This is a genomic window from Acidaminococcales bacterium, assembly GCA_031290885.1.
Lineage (GTDB): Bacteria > Bacillota > Negativicutes > Acidaminococcales > JAISLQ01 > JAISLQ01.
In genome coordinates this window covers 1-22,489 of sequence record JAISLQ010000053.1, presented here as the reverse complement: position 1 = coordinate 22,489, position 22,489 = coordinate 1, and the positions used below count along the sequence as shown (strand labels likewise).

Genomic DNA, 22,489 nt, shown 5'->3' with positions numbered 1-22,489 from the left:
GAATGAGGCTTTGCCAAGGGAATGCAAAAGTACGCACATGGCCTTTTTTGCCGCAATCTTTTCATTCGTCCTGTCATCGCCTTCAACGAAATTGTAACCGCACTTGTTGCATCTGTACCACTGTTTTTCTCTGACAATACCGTTTTTTACCGTTGATTCCGACTTGCAGTTTTTACATGGCACCATAATGACATCTCCTATGGTGCCATTATAACATTTATCTATCTAAAGGCAGTGGGGCGTTCAAAGGGAGGCCTTAATACAAAAATACACGCAATTGTGGACGGCTTGGGCAACCCGGTGGAGTTTTTGCTTTCGCCGGGGAATGAACACGACTCCTCACATGCCATCAAGTTGCTTGCCAAAACCGACGTCTCGCAAAGCAATGTTTTGGGTGACAAGGCTTATGGCGCAAAAGCGATCAGGGATTTCATTGTTTTGAGCAACGGGCGGCACACAATCCCACCGCCGTCCAACGTGAAACAGCCGTGGGACTACGACAGACACGTCTACAAGGGGCGCCATTTGGTTGAATGTTTTTCCCAAAAAAATCAAGTGGTTTCGATGTGTTGCAACCCGCTACGACAAGTCGGATAATTCTTTCCTCGCCTTTGTGTTTCTCGCGGCTATTGCCATTTTGCTTAAGTAAATCGTTTTTAAACAAGGCCTAATCAAAATCTTTGGCGGGCTTTTGGTTTCCTCAGGTTTTGCGCCTTGCGGGGTAGTGAGTTTGTCCGCAAATTCCACTCATATCTTGGCCATAGGCAGCCAAATATTATGCAGCAAAGCTGCGGGGAATTAGACCCCCAATGATTAAAAGCCGCCGCTTAAGCCAGCGGCGGCTTTGTTTTTGGCAGGCAACTTGGACGTTTCGGCAAATGCTCTTGTCAAAAATAGGCCGAAAGGACAAATTTCCAGCAGTTATAATCATAGACATTGCGCGCCACGCCGCTGCCATTTTGGCCGCGGCGAATATCCATTACACTTTGCAAACCATGAATTGCTTAGCCAACGCGCCGATTATAGTAATTCAGTCTAATGATTATAAAATCAGTTATAACGCGAAGACTATTGCGATATGAGGGTTTCCCCTGATTCCGGCGCTTGCCCCTATGCGGGCTCTGCCGTTTTGCGCTGTTTCTTCTCCGCTGTCGGTTTGGCGGTTCCGATGCCGTTAAGTTTGGCCGCAAGCGTGGCCGCGTCAGGGTCGCCCGCGCCCGGGGCAACGATAATCGCCCCCTTTATCTTGACCGCGCCGCCGTCAGCCACGGCGCCGGTTAAAACTGCGCCATCCTCCCGGCAGAGGCGGGCGAGCCGGCCGGCTATCAGATAGGCGCGTTCCAGTCCGCTCATGCCGGCATAGCTTGCCGGCTTCATAAAGACATGCCCTTTGACTTTTACCGCTCCTGTTTCAGCTTCCACGCTGACCTGCCCGTTGCTGTACTCGGTAAGCTTGTGGGAAAAATTGTCCCTGCGCCACTTTGTGCCAGGATGGGTGGACGGGTTGAGCAATGCAGCAAAAAAATCCTTTTTCACCTCGTCTTGTTTGTCAAGTATCCTTTGCCAGACAGCGGCGGGCGCGCCTACGTTGTAACCCGCAGCCGCCATGTAGCCGAAGGAAAGGTTGTCGGCTTCCTTCTCCTTGGGTTTGGTAATGCCGGAAGCCTTGATGTGGTTTGCCGCCAGGCCAACGACAGCCGTTGTTCCCTGGCTGGCGCCCATAGTCAACATTTCCCGGGCAATTAAAAGGTTGAGCGTTTTTTTCGCGCCGCTTTGCGGATGGCGCTTTTGCCCATGCCCAAGTTCATGGGCCACCACGGCGGCCACTTCGTCTTCGTTATGCTGGCAGAAGTCAAATACCCCCCTGTTAACGGAAAGGTTGTTGCCGATAGCGCAGAAAGCGTTGAAATAGTCCTGCCGATTGACGAAATAGTTGTAGGGCTTGTCTTTCAAGGAAGGGTTTTCCCGCAGCATAATGGGGTTCATCCTGCCCATAATCCTGCCCAGCATGGCGTTCATGCCGTAGTCGTCCTCCACGCCTTCGGATTTTTTATATTCTTCCAGCAGTTCCTGCCGCCCTTCGCCGTCCATATAATTGAGCGCCCGCCGCGCCTGTGCCTGGGTAACGATGACCGCCAGAACGGTTCCTATCGCATCGTTTTTGCCGGACGCTTCCGCCCGCAAGGGCAAGGAAAAAGCTAATAGCGATGCCAGAGACGCCACCAACATTTTGCGTATAACAATGAAATTTAAAAGCAACATAAATCCCTCCTGGCTACAATTGTGCTGCTCCCGGATTAAAACATGATTTAAATTTGCGAGATAATTTCCCGCCCTGCGCGGCGCAAAACGCAGGCGAATCCGTAGGTTCGGCGCGGCTTTGGGGCAAAGCGGGGTGGGAAATCGGCCGCAAGAAAGTGTGATTTTGATCTGAGAACAGCATTAATTATGGCGGCTGCTAACGCTCGCTTGCGGCCACGGCGGCGAAAATCGGCGGGGCAACTTTACCATGCCGCGCATCTGCGCATCCTATTTTTATTATAGTACAGATATTGCCTTTGGGCATCAGTCAATTCAATATTTTAAAAATCAATGTTTCAATGGGAATAGCATATTATGAAGCGGAAAATTTTTTTGAGTTTTAAAAATTTTTATCGGCAAAATCCGCTTGACAGCAAAAATCAACTGTGTTAATCTTTGTTTAGCAGAATTTCAGTAGTTCCGGCACAAGTTCATAAGTAATATGGCAGATGCCCGCAAGGGCTTAATAAGGAACGCCGGCGGATGGCCTTTGGCCACGCGCGCCGGCACGGTTACGCCGCTGTAAGGTGGAGCGCGGATAGGGATTGCCCGGTTGGGGGCGGTTCCGAAATGTCACTGGGATAAAGCGTTGGGCAACGGAAGTTGCCGGGCGGTTATCTGCGGGAAGGCTTTCCAAACAATGAAACCCGAGTCCAGAAGAATTGTCTGCCGTATTATTGCTGTTTGATCCGCAGTTAGACGGAGAGGTAGCAAACGCAGGTGTTTTCATTTTGCCTTAGGCGAGCCTCTTTGACACGGAGGCTTGTTTTTATGTGCCTTCCTGCCAAAGAAAGGGGAACATTGCGCAAAAGTATCGGCCTCTTTGCCTTGCCGCAAAGGGGCCTTTTATGTTCCCGGCCGGGATTTTGCGCCAAGGGAAAGGCAGAAAATCCGGCATAACAACGCAAAACAAGCCAAAACCCGGGCAATCCCCGCAGGCGTCCCGGCAGACAAGCCGCAGCGCATAAATATAAGCCACAGTTCATATATTAACGGCTTTAGGCAACACTTTCTATATTCTGTTACTGATAAAACAGATGCCGGAAAATGAAAAAGCCGCATTGCGACTGGTGGTTGCAATGCGGCAAAGGAAAGGCGTTTTGTTGACGTCAGACTCTATTCATGTTTTACAGTACGCTTTGTACGCTATCTGCCGATGTTTTAACAATTACGGCAAGTAACAGAATATAGATAATGTTACCTCTAAATAACCAACAGAAGCCCGTCAGGACTTGAGATGCAAGCCGGTTGAAAGCCGGCGCGGTCCCGCCACTGTAGCAGACCGGCGGCCTGAACTTTCGGGAACAATCCCTGAAAGCGCAAGGCGCGGCGATCTGGAGCCAGGAGTCTCGCCTGTTGAAAGTTCATCGTGCCACCCTACGAGCGATAGGGCAGGATTTATTTGGCTGTTTGCCGTCCCGCTTCCCTTTCAGCTTGGCTGGGAGGGAATTTTTTGGCCGATGCTCCGGGCCGCCCGGTGATTGGGATAGATAAAAACAGGAAAGGATGTAAGCGCTAAAATGAGAAAAAGCAAGAAAGTGTTGGGTATGGGGGTATTTTTAAGCCTGTCGCTATTGCAGGGGAGCGCCCTGGCAAAGGAAAACGCGGCGGAAGAAGTGTTCGAGCTTGATCCGGTAACCGTTACCGCCACCCGCACCAAGCGGAGGCCTTTGGACATCGCCGCTGAAACGGCGGTGATAACGGCGGACGACATTGAAAGAAAAGGGGCGATATCTTTGGCGGATGCCCTCGAAGGCGCGCCGGGGGTCGCCGTTGTGCGCTACGGGCGCACCGGGGCGGCTACTCCTTTTATCAACGGCTCGGAAATTGTGGTCGTGATGATTGATGGGGTAAGGATAAACCCGACACAGGGAACATCCGGCGCAAGCAGCATAGACCTTAGTCAGTTCGCCATAAGCTTAGACGCGATCGAGCGCATCGAAGTAGCGCGCGGCGGCAATTCGGCCTTGTACGGCGCGGACGCGGTCGGCGGGGTAATCCAGATTTTTACCAAAAAAGGGACGCGGGAACCATCCGCCAACTTTGGCATAGCCATCGGCGACGATCGGCAGCGCGAGATCAGATTGGGCACATCCGGGAGCAACGGCAAATGGGACTGGCGGCTGAACGGCGTTTATTATGCCACCGACGGTTACCGGCCGAACAGCCGAGATGACGACAAAAACCTTTCCCTGCGCATAGGAAGGCAGGCCGGCGGCGGCGATCTGTTTTTCAATTATAATTATATACGCCACAAAGCCGGTGAACCAGGCACGATAACCTCCCCGAGTTTGTTTGACCGCAGCGAGGCGGAAAATCAAATCTTGTCCATAGGCTACAACAAGTCGGATTTTCGTCTGCAATATTATTATAAAGACCGAGATTATAAAGGTTTATCCTATTCCACTCGATTCGCGCACAAGGAAAAAACCCACGGCCTCTCCTATCAGGACAGCCGGAAGATCGGCAACAACCTCCTGTCCTGGGGCACCGACCTATCTGTGGCGGAGATTGAAAGCACGAACTACGAAGGGCAACGCAAACGTTGGAAAAGGAATTTTTTCCTGCAAGATCAGGTTGGCATCGGCAAATTTATCCTCACCCCCAGTTTATTGTATGAAATGACCAACGATTTCGGCAACAAGGCCGTGCCAAAGATCAGCGGCCTGTACAAAATCAACGACAAGACCAGCTTTTTCGCCAATTGGGGCAAGGTGTTCCGCGCGCCGGATTTCGACGATCTTTACTGGTACGAAGATTGGGGTTCTGGCATGGGAATGTTTGGCAACCCCAATTTGAAACCGGAAACTGGCTGGACTTTTGAAACAGGCTTGAAAAAAGAATTTGGCGACAAGCACAGCGTAAGCGTCAGTTTCTTCCGGCGGTTACTAAAAGATCGGATTGTTTGGCAGGATGTTTCGGGGGGCTATGGTACGCTCTGGACTCCACAAAACATCAGCAGTTATCAGGCCAATGGGGCGGCGGTTACCTGGACCGGCGTGCTTGGCAACCATTTCCGGGCGGACGTCAATTATACCTACATAGATTCCGACGCCAGCGATTATTATAGCGAGCGGAGAAACCAGTTCCACCTTGGCCTCCATTATGCCAACCGGAAATATTCGCAGTCGGTCATGATTGATTCCCTATCGGCCAACGACCAGAATCAGTATCCATCACAAAACCTGCCCGGACACGCCGTGGTAAACACAACGGCGCGTTATCAGATCGCCGAAAACCAGAAAGTCTATTTAAACATTTACAACCTTCTCGACCATAAATATCATTATAGGACGGGCTACCCCGCCAATGGCATAAGCTTCCTCGTCGGCTGGGAGATAAAATTCCGTTGAACAAACGCAAAACCACCCGCCTCGCGGGTGGTTTTGCCACAACAACAGCCGGGAACAGCTGGCTTTATCGGCGGCCTGCCCGCCTTTTTTCGCCGCTTGGAGTTCTCCAGTTCTTTTTCCCGACGATATAGATATAAAGAGCCATCCAAAGCGTCGCGGCAAAGCACGCCTTACTCAGACGGACGAATTCGGCGCACAGGCTTTCAGGGCGTCCTCCAGCAAGGCAAAGGCGAAGGCCAGTTCTTTTTCCGTTACAATAAGGGGCGGATGCCAGGTTATGCAGTTGCCGGCGGACAGCTTGAAAGACAGGCCGCGCTCTAAGCAGTAATAAAGCACTTTTTCCGCCAGTCCGATAGCTTTTTCTTTGCTCTTTCTGTCTTTTACCAATTCAAAGGCAATCAGCAATCCGGCTATGCGCACGTCGCCGACACAGGCGTATTTTTCCGCCAGCTTCGCCGCCTTATCTTGCGCAAAAGCGGAAAGGGCGGCGCATTTAGCCAGCAGTTTTTCCGCGTCGATATACTCTATGGCGGCAAGGGCGGCGGCGCAGCCCAAGGCCGGTTTTTCATGCGTATAGTGCCCGAGGGAGATGTCTTGCGCTATGTCGCAATGTTTCTTGGCCAGCACCGCCGCCTGGGGAACGACGCCGCCGCCAAGTCCTTTGCCCAATACGGCGATATCGGGTTCCACGGCGAATCTTTGATGAACGTAAAAATGGCCGCTGCGCCCCGGCGCGGTAGGTATTTCGTCAAAAACGAGGAGCATGCCGTGTTTGTCGCACAAAGCGCGCAAGCCGGCAAAATAGCTTTGCGGCGGTATGTGTATGTCGGTGGCCCGTATCGGCTCCAAAAGCAGGGCGCCGATCTCCCCTTCGTTTTCTATGATATATTCCATATGGGCCAGGCAAAAAGCGGCTACCTTTTCCGGGTCTTCGCTGTTTATAAGGTTGCGGTAGGCGTTGTAGGGCATGGCGCGTATGTTGCCGCTAAGCATCGGGCCCATGTCTTTTTTGAAGATGTATTCCCCGCCCGCGCTTATGCAGTCCAGGCTGGCGCCGTGAAAAGATTCCCACAGGGAAATGACTTTGTGCCGGCCGGTAACTTTGCGCGCTATTTTCAGGGCAATCCCCACCGCCGCCGTTCCTGACGGCGTAAAAAGAACGCGGAAATCTTTGCCGGTTGTTTTGTCAATCAGTTTTTCCGCCGCCCGCACGGCGATTTCCGCCGTGTAGCGGCGGGGTATAAACGGCAGCCGCGCCATTTGTTCAGTTACCGCCCTGATTACGCGCTCGTTTTTATAGCCGACCTGGTGCAGGCCGTTGCCGTGAAAATCAAGATAGCGCTTGCCGGAAAGATCAAAAATATAGCACCCCCGCGCGTCCGCTATAACATTAAGGCAAGGCGTGGACATGGACTGTTTCAGGAAAACGGCTTCGTCCTCGCGCAAAAGGGCGTCCGTCTCCCCGTCCAGCGCCTGCCGCCATTCTTTCCGCAAACCGCCCTCGTTGACGTCGCCTTCGCGCGCAAAGTCAAAAGCGGCCATAAGGCCTCTGGCCCTGGGACAGCAGCCCGTCTATCCGCTCGATAAGGGCGGGCAGTTCTTTCATTGTTTCTATGGTAAAATGCGCCCCGTAAGAGGCGAAAAGCTCCCTGGTCCGCGCCAAGGCCGCCTTTTTGCCATCCTCCGGCAAGCTTTCAAATTCCGCGCGGCCAAGCCCCATTTCCGAACTGCCGGCCGCTACGCCCACCGACCAGACGGCCGCTTGCAGCCCTTCTCTTATGTCGGATGCGGTGTCGCCTACTTTGATCACGCGCCAGGGCGCGGCAAGGCGCAACTTTTCCATATTGCGGTAGATCATGTAAGGATAGGGGCGGCCCATTGACCCCGTAGAGTCAGGCGTGACCCAGCAATCCGGCTGATAGCCATTGTCGCGCGCCCCTTTGGTTACCAGTTTCATCATGCCGTCAGTATAACCGGTGGTGGAACCTATTTTGTAGCCTTTTTCCCGCAACATGTTTGTGGTTTCCACGACATAGGGCAAAGGCTCGGTATACCGCGCCAGCGAGGAGAGCAAAATCGGCTCAAAGTCCGCGTAAAGGGCGTTTACGTCCGCGTCGTCGAAGCCGCGCCCCTTTTTCTCCCGCCAAAGCGCTTCTATGCGGGGCATGGCCAGCATGGTTTTGATGTGGTCGCGTTTCAGCATGCCCATAGGCTTTCTGGCTTCATCCAAGGTAACGGAAACGCCGGCGTCCGCAAAAATGCGCAAAAAAGCGTTTACCGGCGCGAAACAGCCGAAATCGACAGTAGTGCCGGCCCAGTCAAAGACGACGCCTTCAATTTTCTCCGTTGTCATTTGTGTTTCCCTTCCATATAGTCTTTGATGGCCGCGCACAGTTTTTCAATATCGTCTTTGTAAATTTCGCCTATGTTTCCGATGCGGAAAGTGTCAACTTCGGTCAATTTGCCGGGATAGAGGACAAACCCGCGGCTTTTCACGTATTCGTAAAAAGCCGGGAAATTAAAATCAGGCGCGGGAAAAACAAAAGTCGTGATGATCGGGGACTGGATTTTTTCGTCAAGATAAGCCGTAAATCCCATGTTTTTCATGTTTTTGCGCAGCAAAGCGTTGTTTGCCTTATATCTTTCGTGCCTGGCCTTTATCCCCCCTTCTGTCTCCAGTTCGTCCAGCGCCCTGGCAAAAGCCGCCACAACGTGGGTCGGCGAGGTAAAGCGCCATTTTCCGTCTTTGCGCATAGCCGCCCATTGATCGTAAATATCAAGCGAAAGGCTGCGGGCAACGCCTTTGCATTTTTCTATCGCGCCCGTTCTGGCGATGATAAAACTGAACCCCGGCACCCCCTGTATGCATTTGTTGGCGCTGCTGATTAAAAAATCCACGCCGAGGGCGCCGATATTTATCGGAATGCCGCCAAAACTGCTCATGGCGTCAACAATCAATATCTTGCCGTATTGTTTGGCTATGGCCGCCACCTCGTCCAACGGGTTCAAAATTCCCGTAGTGGTTTCGCAGTGTACCATAGCTATGTGCGTAATGCCGCCGTCTTTTTCCAAATGGCCTTTGACCGCCGCACCCGACGGTATTTCGTCAAACGCGGCAGAGTAAACCGAATGATTGAGGCCCGCGTATTGCGCAATTGTTACCATTCGCCTGCCATATTCTCCGTTTATGACAAAAAGGCATTTGTCATCTTTCCCGATCGCGCAAGTCAGCGTGGCTTCCACGCCAAAGCTGCCGCTTCCCTGCATCAGTACGCTGGTATATTCGCCCTCTTTCACTTTCCCGAGCGCCAGCAGTTCGCGGCGGATTTTTTGCGTGATGGACTTATAGTCGTCGTCCCAGGTGCAGCGATCGACGAGCATCTGCGCCTTGACGGTTTCCGTAGTGGTGAGCGGCCCGGGGGTCAGAAGTTTGTATGTGTTCATCAAACGAGCCTCCTTGCTTTTGTCAACTGCTTCGGCCGGACGCCGGCCAAACGGGGCGTCCGGCGTCCGGCCGCGTTGGGGGCGCCAAAAATTACTGCGTGGCCGCTTTGAAAAATTCCTGGTGTTTGGTGAGCAACTCCACAGTCAGCGGTTCTTTCAGTTCTTTGGGATTGCCGACCTTGTTGGCGGCATCGACTTTTTCCCCTTCGTAAAGCGCCACCGGATACAGTTTCAAAAGTTCCGGCCTGGCTTTTTCGACAATAACTTTGGCCATTTCCATGGACAGTTTGACCGCCTCCGGCTGATTCGGCTTTTTTACGACCGCGACGGCTTCAATAAGGTCATAGTTGCCTTCCAAAGGATCGACGAAGTCCATCGGTTTTCCCGCGAGTTTGTCGCCTACCGCTTGATGGCGCAAGCCAAAACCAACGGCCACCTCGCCGGCGCGTACTTTTTTGATGGGCCCGGAACCTGACCTTTCTACGTGCGGGCCGCAATTTTTAACGATTTTTCCGAGTATTTCCTTGCTTTCGTCGGGGCCGTACTGGTTGAGGACGCCCAATGTCAGCAGCCAGGCGGTGGAAGAATTCATTATGTTGGGAATGGAAACAAGCCCGGCGTATTTGCTGTCCGCCAGGTCTTTGAAGGACTTTGGCATGGGCAGATTTTTGGCTTTCATCACTTCCGTGTTGACAAAAATGGCTCCCGTGTTGCCAAGGATCGGCGCGTAGAAATCGGAGGTCTTGCCGATGGTTTTAACAGGAAAAGTAATTTTTTCAAACATGTTGTTTTTTTGCTGGGCGCTGTCGATAAAATAAGAACTCATGGTGATAATATTGGCTTCTATTTTGTTGCCTTCCGCCAACAATTTTCCGCCAAGTTCGGACGTTCCCATAGTCTGGACGATGTACTTTCCCTCGTAGCCGGCTTTGTTAAGGCTGTTTTGCATGGCGTCTACCGCTTCTTTGTCCGCGTTGGTATAGACAACAATCTTTTGCGCCGCTTTTTCGGCGGGCGCGCCGCCGCAGCCGGCCGCCGCAACCGCCAGCAAAACAACCAGCGCCGCTGCCGCCACCGCTTGTACCCTGATTTTAATCATAACCGCCTCATCTCCCGTTTTTTAATTTCGTCCGTTTATATAAAATAACGGCGGAAAGGCTTTCAGCCTTTGCGCGCCGAAATTTTCCTGCTGAACAGGTCGCAGCCGAGCTTGACGACTATGTTCGTGGCAAAAATCAACAGGGAAAGGACAAAAATTTCATTGAACTGCGCGTAATGCTGCAGTTCTTTTATCTTGCTGGTCAAAACGGAAGTAACGGTCGATACTAAAAAGATGATGGCGCTGATCGTTACCATCGCATTGATGAAGTAATAGCTGAACATCTCGATCAGCGTAGATTTGGAATTGGGGACAATGACCCGCGCCAGCGTTTTCAGCCAGGTGTCGCCCATCAGAGCGCCCGTTGTCTCCCAAGCCGGATTAAGCTTGGAAAGGGAGTTTTTCGCCATAAGGTAAGGGGTAGTGAAAAAATGTATGATATTGCATATAATCAAAAGCAAAAAAGAACCTTTCAAATCGCTGTCGTTGAAGAAAAAGAGCATGGCCAGGCCCAAAACCATCCCCGGCACGGCGTTGGTCATTATGGCGAAAACATCCACGGTTATTTTGGCTTTGGGGCTGATTTGGGAACGGATGTTTACAACCGCCGCGAGATACGCCAGCAAAGTGCCGAAAAAAGCGCTGCAGCAAGCCACCCGCACCGAATTGAGGTAAATATAGCGCGTGTCGCCGGCGGTAACCATGCTCGTAAAAAACTCCGTAGTAAACGTCATGTCATAGGGATAATTTTTCATGAAAGGAGCTATGAACATCACCAGGAACACGGCGAGGACGGCAATGGTGACCAGCAGGGAAAAAGCGGCCATGATATTGTCGCGCAGCCGTTTTTTTGGTAATTCCGACTGTCCGGCCAAATCATAGTGAAAGTTGAATTTCTCCAGATAGTTTAAAAGCCAAACGGCAAAAATCACCGGCGTCAGCATCAGCATGGCTATAACCGAGCCGCTGTCAAAATCGGGGATCGATCCCAGCATCACCTCAAACAGGTAAGTGGCTATAACGTTATATGTGCCGCCTATGGACACCGGTATGCCAAAATCGGTGAAACTCAATATGAAAGAAAGCACAAACACGCCGCCTATGGCGCCCAGCAATGGGCGCAGCGCCGTATTTTTGAAACCGCGCCAGAAATTGTCGCCCATAAGGCTGGAAATAATGACAAATTTCCTGTCGACGTAAGTGAAAGCATTGTTCAAAATCAAAAAAGCGGGCGGCAAGGTATAGATGACATACCCGATCAAAAGCCCGTTGAGTCCGTATATTTGGAAGAGTTCAATTCCAAGCAGCTTGGTGATAAGCCCTTGCTTGCCAAAAGAGTAAATAATGGCAAAGCCGTAAGTTATACTGGGAAGGAGCATTGGCAGGACAACGCCGGTTTTGACAAATTCTTTGCACCAAAAGCCGATGGTGGTATAGTTCATGGCGTAAGAAAGCAAAAAAGCCAGCAAGGTAGTAACGACCGCCGCGGCAAAGGACACGCGCACGCTGTTATACAAGGCGGCCAACAGTTGTTTGTCTTTAATGGCTTTAATATAATTAGCAAGGCCAACGGCGCCTTCGGTATGGAAGGATTTCCAAAGCAGCGTCAAAAGCGGCATGGCCAAAAACACGGCGAAAAAAACCAATATCAGAAAGAAGGCGATTTTCACTTCCGCGTTCTTTTTATTAAGCATGACATTCGCTGAACAAATTGTAAATGTTGTCGCGTTTTACCTGAAGCTGGCGCAGGATAAAACTTTCGATAAAATCATTTTCCGGTTTGCTGACGATTTCACGCGGCGTCCCGCATTGCGCCACCTCCCCTTTTTCGATTATGAGCACTTTGTCCGACATGGTCAGGGCTTCTTCCGGATCGTGGGTTACGATGATCGTCGTCAGGTTGAATTTTTTGGTGATAGCTTTGATGCGCTCTTTAATGGTCTCCTTGATGATGCCGTCCAAGGCGGAAAGGGGCTCGTCCAATAACAGTATCTTCGGCCGGGTAACCAAGGTGCGGGCAAGCGCCACCCTTTGCTTTTGCCCGCCGGACAGTTGGAATATCTTTTTGGGCAGGTGCGGCCTAAGTTCAAGAAAATCAATCAGGCTGTCCAATTCCTCCGCCGTCATGGAACTGGGATTGTTGCGAAGCCCGTAAGTAATATTTTCATAAGCGTTCAAATTGGGAAAGAGCGCATAATCTTGAAAGACGATGTTAAACCCTCGTTTTTCCATGGGGACATCGCTTATATCCACATAATCAAAACAGATGTAGCCCTCGTCCATGCGTACAATGCCCAATATAATATTGAGCAGGGTCGTCTTGCCGCTGCCGCTGGGACCGAGCATAGAAAGAATTTCCCCGTCCTGTACCTGAAAATTTATGTTCCGCAAAACATATCTTCCGCCGTACAGTTTGCCTACTTCTCTTACATCCAACAAGAAGCCCGCCCCCTTCGGCATATTTAATTATTATTTATTATATAATTGCAAAATTCTATTTGTCAACAACAATATAATGTCGCAAAATTCAGCCTTTTTATACAATCAATCTTTGAAGTTCTTGCATATATATCTAAATGCAGTCATTTCATATTGCCAAAACGCTTTTTCCTGTCTGGCAAAAAATCCCCCGCTAAACGCGGAGGATTTTAAAACATTCGGCAGGGTTCAGGCCGCACATGTCCCTTGGGCCAGGCACTGCCAAAATAGCCGGCCAATGACCTTCGCCGCCGCGCCCAAAGAATTTTCGGAAATTGCCGTATCGAAAAATTTGATTGCGGCAAGATTCCATGCAGGTGTTCCAAAAGTTCCGGGCGGGAATTTTTCAATTCGCCTGTCTGCGTTTTCCGCAAAAGCCGGTTCCAAAAGTCGCCGGTCAGGCCGCTTGGCATGCAGCCGTCCATGTCGGCGGCGCCTATCGCCAATTCGCTCGTATGCACGGGCATGGCTTTGGCCTTTTCCGCGAGCCGTTGGGGAAACTGCCGAAAAAGGGCGGCTCCCTTTCCGCTTTCATAATGTTTCGACAGGAAGGCGGCGCGCAGTTCCCGCAGTTGGGAAAAAGCGTCCGTAAATTCGCTGTTCAGGCGAAAACAGCCGCTTTGGGCCTTCCCGCGCAAGGCCCAAAGATACCGTAAGGCCGGATAGGACAGCAGCCCGTCTATCCGCTCAATGGGGCGGGCGTGTTTCGCCCCGGCATATTCAAATTGTATCTGCCCCATGTAAAAACCAAAGGCGGAAATTTGTGAAAAACAAGTAAAAACGTCAGGCGTCCCAACTGCTTATATCGTATTTGTCGCTTGTCCGCAGGTTGTAAACGTACTTTTTCTGAAATGCTATTTCCTGCTCCAAAAAGCGCAGCCGGCGGTCATATTGCCCGCCGGCTTCCCCGCAGATGGCCAGCCGTGGCTGCGCCCGGCCGAAAGCGAAGCCGTAGCTGACGATAAATTCCGCGACAAGCATTTTAAATTCGCGTTCCTTTGCAAACAATTTTTCGCCGGACAGCACAACCAATACCAGGGAAAATAACTTCTGGGCGCAGGGGATGGTTTTTTTCTCCGCGCTCAGGCTGGCGATTTTTTGATAAACCATCTCCCGGACGTTTTTGCTGCGTTTAAACATGATGGCAAACTCATGGAAGCGGTTTTTGCTGCCCTGGCCGGCGTCAGCCATGGAAGCCTCAAATTCCCTGAGGTTCTGTCCCAGTTCCAAAAAACCGGCGAATTCGTTGTTGTCGAGGATCGAGCCGATCATCAGCCGCAATATGTCTTCCGGGCTTGTCGCGAAAGAATTCATCGGCTGGCAGTATTCGCCGTCCTCGATATGCCGGTAAACTGCCACCCCTTGTTCCATGGTTATGGCGATCGGCAGTCCGTGCGGGCACCGCAGGCTTTTACGCATCTTCCGCTCCCCCCCGTTCCAGAATCTTTTTGGCGATCAGTTTGTGCAGGTTGCGCATAGCGGTCCGTTCATAGCCGTTGTTGGCAAAGTCGCCAAGCGCTATTTTAAACATTTCCACTTCGTTCTTTGCGCAAAAATCAGTCAGCTCCTGTTCCGCCTGGGCGCGGTCGTTAATTTCGCCATCGGACAGGATGAACAAAAGCCGCCGCCGCCCCTTGAACGTCTGCCCTTTCAGCAGGCGAACGGCGGGAAGCAGGTTAGTGCCGCCGCCGGACACCGGTGACAGCGACGCCGTTTCAATGGACTGGGAAAAGCCCTTGTTTATCTTGGCTTCCCCGGCAAAATCTATTTCCAGCGTACGGATGCCCTTGAAATTGTTTACCGCCGCCAAAATCTCGACAATCCCTTCCGCATATTCTTTTTCAAAAAGAAAAGTGCTGCCGGAAATGTCCCGCAGGATCATGACGTCGACCGAAACCTTCCTTTGGCGGTAATATTGATAGACCTTGACATCTTCCATGGTGATGGAAGACAGGTAAGCCGCCTGCTGTTTGCAAAGGTTTACGTCGCCATCGAAAGAATCCACTATCTTCATGCTGGTAAAGGCGCGTTTGAACATATATTCCAGTTCGGAAATTTCTTTATGGTATTTGCGTATGGTGTCAAGAAAAAAGAGAGTGGTTTCGTTGGTCTTATGTTTAAGGCTGCCCGAACCGGCTTGCAGCCCTACCTCTTTCGCCACGTCTTCCAATTTGGCTTTTACGCTAAGCAGGCGAGCGTTCCGGTCGATGGCGTCCAACTCCTCTTTGCCGCGCGCGCTCACGTCTTTGGACCAGGAAGCGTGTTCCCCTAAGATTGGCTTTCCCGCCTTTGCTTGCACGGCGGCAATGACATAGGTCGCCTCGTGCAGCCATTCCTCGATCAGGCTGGCCGCGGCAATGACGTTGGCGTATCCGGTCCTTTTGGCGGACAGGCACAAAGGCAGGCAAAAATTAATGAACTCCATATCGACTTCGCCGCTTATGGAGTTATAGCGCACGAGTTTTTCCAAGGCGTCGGCGTAAGGTATAAATATGGAAAAATCCGCCCCCATGCTTTTAAGTTTGGAAACATGGCTGAACACTACGGCGCTGCTGAAAAGCTCCAGCCGCCGGGCAAGCTCGGGAAATTCTAGGCAAAGCCTGTATTCGTTCATGGCCGAAAACAGTATTTCATAGACAACAAAATAAAGGGGGCTTTTACCGATCTTTATGCTGTGCGTTTGAAAGTTTTCGTCAAAAGCGTCCCTTTGCACACTATAGCGCAGCCGCGCTATCTGCCTGATGATAAAGCCTTCCAGTAGAACCTCGTGAGTCGTGTAGTCCCTAAGCCAGCTTGCGCGGTGCAAGCTTTTGACCTTTTCCATGTTGAAACGAATGTCGTAGCCTTCCTTTTCGTCTTCCAGAAAAACAAAAGGCGTGTCAGCGTCTACTTCGGCAAAAGCATGCAAGGACAAAAATTCTTCCGTTGTTTCTATCCTTGCTACCCTGACCGCCATTTCCGGGCAAATAACCGACAAATTGATCATGGTGGCAGTCGGCCCCCCTCATAGAGTAGCGGATTGGATTTTGTCCTTTATTAATTGCAGGTCGTAAAACCCGAGGTCGACGTCAAGGTAATACATGAAACTTTGCAAAATTATTTCTTTAAAACGCGCAACGCCGATCACGCTGACAAATTTGACGAATTTTTCCATTTCCGGGCTGTTCAGCGCCGCCACGTTTTCCGCGCTGCCGGCCCCGAGCCTTTCGGCGATCGCCCTTCTTACACTTTCCACGTTGTTGCCTTTGATAAAATAGCCGTCAACCTCTGCCGCGTCAACGGCTTTTTCTTCCTTTGGCAACTCAAGGTTGCACATCACTGCGGCGATGGCCGCATTGCGCACGGAGAGAGGGTAAGTTTTGCTGCGCATTTCCCGCATCAGGTCAATAATATATTTTTTGACTTCGCGCGGCGTCCTGTCCGGCGCCATGTATTCGTCGGCGATAATTCTGTCCACTATAATCAGTTCGTCTTCGGCGGCCGGATAGTCAAAATAAAAACAGGCCAGCCTCTGCGCGAAACTTTGCGGCAGTTTTATGTTGCCGGAATACTGGCTGTCGTTGGCGCAAAAGAGTATCCTGAAATTTTCGTGGGCGTAAACTATTTTGTCGCCGATCGCCGTAACGGAAGTCCTGTCCAAGATGCTGTTGAACATCAAGAGCACCTCCTGCAGGGAATGGGTAGCCTCGTCCACGACTATGACGCCGCCTTCTTCCATACATTCGGCCACAATGCCGTTTTTGACGACAAGGCTGCCGCCGTCCAAGCGAAGGCCGAGAATCAGGCTGGTTTTTGTCTGTTCGGGACTGAGCTGCACATAAAAGGCGGGTACGTTGCGCGCGGCGGAATATTTTTTGGCGATGTTCATGGCTATGACGCTTTTGCCCGAGCCGGAAGGCCCCACGATATAGATGGGCCACCGCGTTTTGTCCAAAACATTGTAGCATCTTCGCAAAAGCTCATTGCCGGAACGGCCGACTATTTCCGGTATCTTTCCAAGGTCCAGTCTGATGTTCAAGTTTGGCATGGCTGTCCCCCCTAAGACTCAAATCATTTGCGCCGGAGCGCGGGGCGGCTCCTTTCGGACGGCAAAGCCCTGAAAGGCCGCCCGCCGGCATCTACCCGCCGTATTTTAATTTGCGAACAATAAGGTCGATCAAAGCGTCAAAATTGGACTGAATGGCCGTAAAGTCTTTTTCGGTCGCATCGTCTATGTGCAATCCCACGGAGACCGCCACGTTTACATTTAACTCGCTTGCCAGCCGCAAAGCCGCCGTCCGGGCCGGCATATCGTCTTTGTGCCCCATTACGCACAATACGGACGCGCTGGCCGACACGGAGCCGTCCTTCTTTAAGCTCGGGCGCGGCGAAGCCAGCGCCGCCGCGCCGACGTGCGGCGTGTCGCCGCCGCCGATTGTAACGGCGACATCCTTGCCGCAAAGCGTAACCATAGCGGCGACTTTATGCAATCCCTCCCCAGTTTTGAATTGCGACGTTTTCAACATTTTGGGCAGCCCTCCCAAGCGGTGAATTTATCATAAACGATGCCGAACTGCATAAAAATCTTGCCGATTATATGGTGTATTTGCTTTTCAACAGAATTGGCGCCGTTGTAGAAAGTAAGCATGGGAGGGATTACGGTGCAGCCGCTGTCGGCGGCTTCTTTGATATTGCGCAGATGTATCCTGCTCAAAGGCATCTCCCGCGGCACGATGACCACCCGGCGGTTCTCCTTTAGGCAAACGTCCGCCGCCCGGAGCAAAAGGTTGCCGGCAAACCCGGCCGCGATGCCGGCGACCGTCTTCATGCTGCACGGGACGACAATCATGCCGTCGGTTCTAAAAGAGCCGCTCGAAACGCTCGCCGCCATGTTTTTGTTGTCATGGTTGCAGTCGGCCAGCGCCGTGATTTCGGCAATGTCAAGATTTGTTTCGCAGGCGAAATTTTTAACCGCGCCTTCGGTAATTATCAGATGTTTTTCGCAATTGGGAACCGACTGCAGGGCTTTCAACAGCTCATAGCCCATAATTACGCCGCTCGCCCCTGATATGCCAACTATCAAACGCATTTTAACACCTCTGAAGGCCACCTAAGAATGGCCAAATGCGGAGCGCGCCACGGACGGCAAGCGTCCGCGCCGCCTCCTTGCCGCCTGTGGATGCGGGGGCATCGGGGTGGGTCAGCTCGGTAACAATACCTGCTTTTTATATTACCATAATCCGAGCAATTTCCAATAGGGCACTTCCAACACAACCGTCATAATATAAATGACCACAATGAACGGTACGCCCAAACGAATGGTTTCCTTCTGCGTATACATGCCGTTGCTTTCGCCCATGCCCACCAGCATGTTCAAATGCTGGAACGGCAGCACATAATGGCTGGCCACCGCCGAATAAGCCAGAAGGGCCGGGATCAGCGTGTTAACGCCCATCGGCTTGGTAAAGGTCAGCATGGCGGGTATGACAATGCCCATGACGGCGATGACGCTGCCCAGCAGCATGTGGATAACAATGGAAACCGTCGCGATAAAAGCGGCCAAGACATAAGGGTTCTCCGGTACGGAAGCGGGCAGCACCGTCTGGGCGATCCAGGCGTTCATGCCGGTCGTGCCGCCGACACGTCCGATCGCCACCGCCGCCGTCAGAAAGAGCAGGACGTGTATCGGCACGCCGGCCCAGCTCGCGGGCGTCAGTACGTCGCCTATTTTCGGCATGCTCATGGCCATGGCGATAAAGAAAGTTACCCAGCCGACATCTATGCCGTGGAGCGTATCGGTCATCCACAGGACAATGGCGAGGCCAATCCAGAAAGCGGCGCGCTTTTCCTTGGCGCCCATCGGCCCCAAAGCCGCCAGCTTGGCGCGCATTTCTTCTTTGTTGATGCTGATTTCCTTTGACGGCTTGAACAAAGCCACAACCATAAAGCAGGTAATTATACTGACAACGATGCTGGGCGGGCCCATCAGTTTAAACCAGCCCAGCCAGCCCAACTGCTGGCCGGACAACGACACGGCCAGCGGGCTTATGGCGGCGTCGCCGGTCAGGAAGATCAAAGATACCGGCACGGAAGCCGCGAAAACCGAAAAGCCTATTTTTACTGCGTCCTCGCGCGGTATGGCCGCGCTTTTTATAACGACCGCCATAACCGACATGATCAAAAAGGCGCGCGGCCAAGGATGCGGAATCAGCAGGCTCAAAATAAAAGTAAGGACAAAGCTCGCCACAATAATGCTCTTGAAGGACGTCACATACGATATGATAAATTTATAGGCGATACGTTCGCCCAGGCCGGAGTCCTTGACCGCTCCGGCGATGAGATAGGCGCCGATGATCAAATACATCAAAGTGCCTGTCCAAGTGGAAAATATCATGGCCGGTTTTTCCACATTGAAAACAACCAAAAGCACCAGATACAGGCCGGAAATATAGCCTGACTGCGCAATTTGGAAGCCCCAGAAAATTACCGTCATGAAAGAAAGCGCCATGCATATCTGCCCGGCACGGCTAAGGCCGTCTATATTTACGCCGGCAATGGCCGCCGCGACCGCTATGCCCAAAACGAGCCCTATCAACGGTTTGTTTTTGCCCATGACTTTACCTCCTTAATTATTTTCAAAAACCGGGGGAGCAAACCGTACTCGGCCGGCCCCCCCGTTTAATTATGTTTAAATGCCGCTTATTTCGTCTTGAGCGCGGGAACCGGCGGAATCTGCTGCAAGCCGGGGATGTTTTCCGGTTTGAGCTTGAACACGTCGTTCACGTGCACGTCTTCGGTAGATCTCCACGAATAGTCGCAGGTTTCGCACACATACACTTCCCAGGCGCTGCCGACGGGCGCTTTGGTCATTACCCTGACCGTGTCGGCATCACAACGTTTGCATTTCATAAAGCATTGCCTCCTCTTTTTTGTTTAAATTCTATTGTTTTCCTATTTGCCCGACGCTTCCATCAATTTCTTGATGGTTTCTTCCCATTTGGGGGTGGCGGGCGACGGTTTGAGCAATTCCACCGAACGCGGGTTGGGTTCCGGCGGCACCGGGGTGGTCGCGTCTATAATGAGTTTGTCGTGCATCCCGGCCGGATTGGAGGAAGGATCGAGCGGCATGCCGGCGCAGTTTGGAATCACGACGACGTCCTTGCTCGGTTTTACCCTGGTCGTCAGCGCCCACATTACTTGCTCTAAGTTAAACGGGTCGACAAATTCGTCAACGACGATGATGATTTTGGAGTAAGGCATGCCGTGCGGCGTCGAGAGCAGCCGGAAAGCGACTCCTTTGCCAAACCCGCCGTAGCGCACTTTGGTCGATATAATAGTGCCTATGCCGTGGGTGTACATGGCGTTGACCGCCTCAACCTCGGGCAGGCTGGCTTTCAGTTGCTTGTAAAGCGGCACGGAGGTGTTAAGGGCCATCAAATAGTCAATCTCCGTCCAGGGCATGCCGAGATACAGGTTTTCAAAGATCGGGTTGGTTCTGTGGGTAATGCGGGTTATTTTTATTTCGCACTGGTTCCTGGCGCCGGAATAAGAGCCGGGAAACTCGCCGAAAGGCCCTTCGCAGGTACGTACCCTCGGGATAATGTAGCCTTCGAGCACGACTTCGGCATGTGCCGGCACATAAAGGTGTTCCGCCGCATCGGCTTTGACGATTTCGGTGGGTACGCCGTCCTGCAAGGCGCCAACGAATTCGTACTCGTTCTGGTCGTAGGCGACCGGGGTAGAGGCCATGAAAGTTACCAGCGGGTTGTTGCCGAGCGCGATGGCGATGGGCAACGGTTCGTTGACTTCTTCCGCTTTCCTTAGCTGAATGGCGATGTCATGGAAAGGCAGCGCCTGGATGCCGACCCGGTCGATATCCTTGACTTGGATGCGGTAGGTGCCTACGTTCAATTTATTGAGGTCATCCGGGAATTCCGGGTCGCCGGTAACGACCGAGGCTTTGGAGATGAAGAACCCGCCGTCTTGGTCGTTGATCCTGTAAAGCGGCAGAATTTCAAAAATATTGATGTTCTCCGTAATGGTGTTTTCTTTGCAGAGGGCTTGGCTGCGGGAGACAATTTTCGGCGGGACCGGGAATTTGTCCCAGCGGCGGTTCAATTCGATGAACTGTTCCTTGACCGGCGTGTTTTTCGGCATGCCCAGCATGAGCGCATGGTTTTGCCATGACCCATGGACATTGGTAACCACGGAATACTTGTAACCTTTGACCTTTTCAAACAAAACCGCCGGCTTGTCCTTCATGTTCGCGCAGGCGCGCCCCGCCGCGCCGATATCCGGTTCCGGGCTTACCTCTTCCTTGATGCGGACAAGCTGGCCTTCCTCTTCCAAAGTTGCGAGAAACTCTCTCAGGTCTTTGTAAACTTTTGCCATAAAAAATACCTCCTTGTTTTTTGTCTTTCCCCCACGGGATGGGTAAGTTACTGTTAAAATATATAGCCAATGTTGAAAATTGGCAATTCTATAAATTATTCCGTCTATTCCGATAAAGAAATTCCCGATAGGCATAATGAAATTCCTCCCGGGAATAATTGCCGTCCAAGCCGCCCACAGCCGCGAAGTTTTGTCCGACATAAATTGTTGCCGCAAAAATCCATCTGTAATATCATAATTATAAGCTGCAATTCAGCAATATCGGCGGGAGGCGATCAATGATGAATATAAGCCAGTTGAAATGTTTTATGGCCATTGCCAAAGCCAAAAGTTTTTCCATCGCCGCCTATGACCTTTTTCTTTCGCAGTCGGCCGTTTCCAAGCAAATAAAATCTTTGGAGGACGAGCTGGAAGTCGTCCTTTTCAAAAGGGAACACCAGAAAATATCGCTCACGGAAGCGGGCGACGCTTTCCGGCAATATGCCGATTCCATGCTCCGGCATTATGAAAACATGCTTTTGTCGCTTGAGCAGTACCAAGTTTCCGCGCAGTCGACCATCGCCATGGGATCCATCCCGGTGGTTTCTTCTTACGGCATATCCAACCAGATCGCCGTTTTTAACGGCAGGCAGACCCGCAACATTTCTTTCGACATGCACGAAAACTCCCAAAGCGCGGTGCTGAAAGAGCTGCAGGACGGCATAGTCGATATCGCGCTGGTCCGTCTGGAGTCTATCGCCAACAGGGACGACTACGACATCATCCCCTATGTTTTCGACCATATATCGCTTGTCTGCCACAAAAACAATCCGCTGGCCGCAAAATCGTCGGTTTCGCTCAAAGAGGCAGCCAGCCAGCAACTGCTCCTCTTGGACAGGCAGTCGGCCATCCACCATATCGTCATGTCCGAATTTGAACGCCAGCAGCTTTCCGTCAAGATAAAGTTTCAAACGACCCGGCATAAAATACTCATGTCAACGCTGGCGTCCACCGTTTCCTATGTTTCCCTGGCGCCGCCGCGTCTGGTCGATTTCGGCATTTTCCCCAACTTGGTGGTCGTCCCGCTGGACGAGAGCCTGACAAGCTGCGTAGCCCTGATAAAACACAAAAGCAAAAAGCTCAACAGGATCACCGGCGCGTTCTGGGAATATTGGCGTACGGAGTGCGCGCTGCCCGATGCCGGGGCCAAGTAGGCTTTCCGCTCAAAAACCGTATTTATGCAAAAAGAACCGGCGATTTGGCGTAAAAAAGGGAAGGCAAAGAAATGGCAGGATCGTTAATTGCCAAGAATTTCCTCTCATTCACGCATGGATTTCCCGCAAAACTATAGTCAAATAGCATTGAAAATGTGACAGTAAATTGATAATATAAAATTGCTATGAGCTATGATAAAAAATATAGAAAACGGACAATTGAATATCTGAACGCTGGACACACATACAGA

At 51.7% G+C, this 22,489-nt stretch carries 20 protein-coding genes and 2 riboswitches; of the genes, 3 read left to right on the top strand and 17 right to left on the bottom strand.

Annotated elements, in window-relative coordinates:
• Positions 1–186, bottom strand: a 186-nt coding sequence (locus tag LBO03_06450; GenBank protein ID MDR3349226.1) for a hypothetical protein, incomplete at its 3' end; no start/stop codon positions are given.
• A 48-nt stretch (positions 187–234) separates the two neighbouring features.
• Between LBO03_06450 and LBO03_06445 the strand changes: the two genes are divergently transcribed.
• Positions 235–597, top strand: a complete 363-nt coding sequence (locus tag LBO03_06445) for a transposase (protein ID MDR3349225.1) — start codon at positions 235–237, stop codon at positions 595–597.
• 513 nt (positions 598–1,110) lie between these two features.
• Here LBO03_06445 and LBO03_06440 read toward each other — a convergent pair.
• Positions 1,111–2,262: a M48 family metallopeptidase gene (locus tag LBO03_06440; protein MDR3349224.1), complete on the bottom strand. Its 1,152-nt coding sequence runs from the start codon at positions 2,260–2,262 to the stop codon at positions 1,111–1,113.
• Between the two features lie 469 nt (positions 2,263–2,731).
• A riboswitch (cobalamin riboswitch) is annotated at positions 2,732–2,986 on the top strand.
• A 516-nt stretch (positions 2,987–3,502) separates the two neighbouring features.
• Positions 3,503–3,673, top strand: a riboswitch (cobalamin riboswitch).
• A 148-nt stretch (positions 3,674–3,821) separates the two neighbouring features.
• Between LBO03_06440 and LBO03_06435 the strand changes: the two genes are divergently transcribed.
• The gene (locus LBO03_06435; protein MDR3349223.1) at positions 3,822–5,654 is read left to right on the top strand and encodes a TonB-dependent receptor; all 1,833 of its coding nucleotides are present in this window, start codon (positions 3,822–3,824) and stop codon (positions 5,652–5,654) included.
• A 174-nt stretch (positions 5,655–5,828) separates the two neighbouring features.
• On the opposite strand, the gene LBO03_06430 is transcribed toward LBO03_06435, so the two are convergent.
• From LBO03_06430 to LBO03_06360, 15 genes are all read right to left on the bottom strand, one after another.
• On the bottom strand, positions 5,829–7,196 hold the full coding sequence (locus LBO03_06430; protein ID MDR3349222.1) for an aspartate aminotransferase family protein: 1,368 nt from the start codon (positions 7,194–7,196) through the stop codon (positions 5,829–5,831).
• Positions 7,183–8,007, bottom strand: coding sequence for a phosphonoacetaldehyde hydrolase (locus LBO03_06425; protein ID MDR3349221.1), 825 nt, complete (start codon positions 8,005–8,007; stop codon positions 7,183–7,185). Before LBO03_06425 ends, LBO03_06430 begins: the two co-directional genes overlap by 14 nt.
• Positions 8,004–9,098, bottom strand: coding sequence for a 2-aminoethylphosphonate--pyruvate transaminase (gene phnW, locus LBO03_06420; protein ID MDR3349220.1), 1,095 nt, complete (start codon positions 9,096–9,098; stop codon positions 8,004–8,006). The genes LBO03_06425 and phnW overlap by 4 nt, the downstream gene beginning before the upstream one ends.
• A 91-nt stretch (positions 9,099–9,189) precedes the next feature.
• Positions 9,190–10,197, bottom strand: a complete 1,008-nt coding sequence (locus tag LBO03_06415) for an extracellular solute-binding protein (protein ID MDR3349219.1) — start codon at positions 10,195–10,197, stop codon at positions 9,190–9,192.
• 62 nt (positions 10,198–10,259) lie between these two features.
• Positions 10,260–11,891 (bottom strand): ABC transporter permease subunit, encoded by a 1,632-nt coding sequence (locus tag LBO03_06410; protein ID MDR3349218.1) that lies wholly within the window; start codon positions 11,889–11,891, stop codon positions 10,260–10,262.
• Complete coding sequence (locus LBO03_06405) at positions 11,884–12,636, bottom strand: ABC transporter ATP-binding protein (GenBank protein MDR3349217.1); 753 nt, start codon at positions 12,634–12,636, stop codon at positions 11,884–11,886. Before LBO03_06405 ends, LBO03_06410 begins: the two co-directional genes overlap by 8 nt.
• Before the next feature lie 209 nt (positions 12,637–12,845).
• On the bottom strand, positions 12,846–13,415 hold the full coding sequence (locus tag LBO03_06400; GenBank protein ID MDR3349216.1) for a hypothetical protein: 570 nt from the start codon (positions 13,413–13,415) through the stop codon (positions 12,846–12,848).
• Between the two features lie 43 nt (positions 13,416–13,458).
• The gene (locus tag LBO03_06395) at positions 13,459–14,094 is read right to left on the bottom strand and encodes a hypothetical protein (GenBank protein MDR3349215.1); all 636 of its coding nucleotides are present in this window, start codon (positions 14,092–14,094) and stop codon (positions 13,459–13,461) included.
• Positions 14,087–15,661: a VWA domain-containing protein gene (locus LBO03_06390; GenBank protein ID MDR3349214.1), complete on the bottom strand. Its 1,575-nt coding sequence runs from the start codon at positions 15,659–15,661 to the stop codon at positions 14,087–14,089. The genes LBO03_06395 and LBO03_06390 overlap by 8 nt, the downstream gene beginning before the upstream one ends.
• An 18-nt stretch (positions 15,662–15,679) precedes the next feature.
• Positions 15,680–16,702 (bottom strand): AAA family ATPase, encoded by a 1,023-nt coding sequence (locus LBO03_06385; GenBank protein MDR3349213.1) that lies wholly within the window; start codon positions 16,700–16,702, stop codon positions 15,680–15,682.
• A gap of 91 nt (positions 16,703–16,793) precedes the next feature.
• Positions 16,794–17,180: a hypothetical protein gene (locus LBO03_06380; protein MDR3349212.1), complete on the bottom strand. Its 387-nt coding sequence runs from the start codon at positions 17,178–17,180 to the stop codon at positions 16,794–16,796.
• Positions 17,174–17,743: a UbiX family flavin prenyltransferase gene (locus LBO03_06375; protein ID MDR3349211.1), complete on the bottom strand. Its 570-nt coding sequence runs from the start codon at positions 17,741–17,743 to the stop codon at positions 17,174–17,176. Before LBO03_06375 ends, LBO03_06380 begins: the two co-directional genes overlap by 7 nt.
• 141 nt (positions 17,744–17,884) lie before the next feature.
• Complete coding sequence (locus LBO03_06370) at positions 17,885–19,267, bottom strand: anion permease (protein ID MDR3349210.1); 1,383 nt, start codon at positions 19,265–19,267, stop codon at positions 17,885–17,887.
• Positions 19,268–19,353: 86 nt separating this feature from the next.
• Positions 19,354–19,563: a DUF1062 domain-containing protein gene (locus tag LBO03_06365; protein ID MDR3349209.1), complete on the bottom strand. Its 210-nt coding sequence runs from the start codon at positions 19,561–19,563 to the stop codon at positions 19,354–19,356.
• A 42-nt stretch (positions 19,564–19,605) separates the two neighbouring features.
• A complete protein-coding gene (locus LBO03_06360; protein MDR3349208.1) occupies positions 19,606–21,045 on the bottom strand; it encodes a UbiD family decarboxylase in 1,440 nt (479 codons plus the stop codon).
• A 278-nt stretch (positions 21,046–21,323) separates the two neighbouring features.
• On the opposite strand from LBO03_06360, the gene LBO03_06355 reads away from it, so the two are divergent.
• Positions 21,324–22,238: a LysR family transcriptional regulator gene (locus LBO03_06355; protein MDR3349207.1), complete on the top strand. Its 915-nt coding sequence runs from the start codon at positions 21,324–21,326 to the stop codon at positions 22,236–22,238.
• The last annotated feature ends 251 nt before the right edge of the window (positions 22,239–22,489 follow it).

Bases quoted from the DNA above. Each gene is read 5' to 3' on its own strand.
- LBO03_06440 (MDR3349224.1), bottom strand. From the start codon at position 2,262: ATGTTGCTTTTAAATTTCATTGTTATACGCAAAATGTTGGTGGCGTCT.
- LBO03_06435 (MDR3349223.1), top strand. From the start codon at position 3,822: ATGAGAAAAAGCAAGAAAGTGTTGGGTATGGGGGTATTTTTAAGCCTG.
- LBO03_06430 (MDR3349222.1), bottom strand. From the start codon at position 7,196: ATGGCCGCTTTTGACTTTGCGCGCGAAGGCGACGTCAACGAGGGCGGT.
- LBO03_06425 (MDR3349221.1), bottom strand. From the start codon at position 8,007: ATGACAACGGAGAAAATTGAAGGCGTCGTCTTTGACTGGGCCGGCACT.
- phnW (MDR3349220.1), bottom strand. From the start codon at position 9,098: ATGAACACATACAAACTTCTGACCCCCGGGCCGCTCACCACTACGGAA.
- LBO03_06415 (MDR3349219.1), bottom strand. From the start codon at position 10,197: ATGATTAAAATCAGGGTACAAGCGGTGGCGGCAGCGGCGCTGGTTGTT.
- LBO03_06410 (MDR3349218.1), bottom strand. From the start codon at position 11,891: ATGCTTAATAAAAAGAACGCGGAAGTGAAAATCGCCTTCTTTCTGATA.
- LBO03_06400 (MDR3349216.1), bottom strand. From the start codon at position 13,415: ATGGGGCAGATACAATTTGAATATGCCGGGGCGAAACACGCCCGCCCC.
- LBO03_06395 (MDR3349215.1), bottom strand. From the start codon at position 14,094: ATGCGTAAAAGCCTGCGGTGCCCGCACGGACTGCCGATCGCCATAACC.
- LBO03_06390 (MDR3349214.1), bottom strand. From the start codon at position 15,661: ATGATCAATTTGTCGGTTATTTGCCCGGAAATGGCGGTCAGGGTAGCA.
- LBO03_06385 (MDR3349213.1), bottom strand. From the start codon at position 16,702: ATGCCAAACTTGAACATCAGACTGGACCTTGGAAAGATACCGGAAATA.
- LBO03_06380 (MDR3349212.1), bottom strand. From the start codon at position 17,180: ATGTTGAAAACGTCGCAATTCAAAACTGGGGAGGGATTGCATAAAGTC.
- LBO03_06375 (MDR3349211.1), bottom strand. From the start codon at position 17,743: ATGCGTTTGATAGTTGGCATATCAGGGGCGAGCGGCGTAATTATGGGC.
- LBO03_06370 (MDR3349210.1), bottom strand. From the start codon at position 19,267: ATGGGCAAAAACAAACCGTTGATAGGGCTCGTTTTGGGCATAGCGGTC.
- LBO03_06365 (MDR3349209.1), bottom strand. From the start codon at position 19,563: ATGAAATGCAAACGTTGTGATGCCGACACGGTCAGGGTAATGACCAAA.
- LBO03_06360 (MDR3349208.1), bottom strand. From the start codon at position 21,045: ATGGCAAAAGTTTACAAAGACCTGAGAGAGTTTCTCGCAACTTTGGAA.
- LBO03_06355 (MDR3349207.1), top strand. From the start codon at position 21,324: ATGATGAATATAAGCCAGTTGAAATGTTTTATGGCCATTGCCAAAGCC.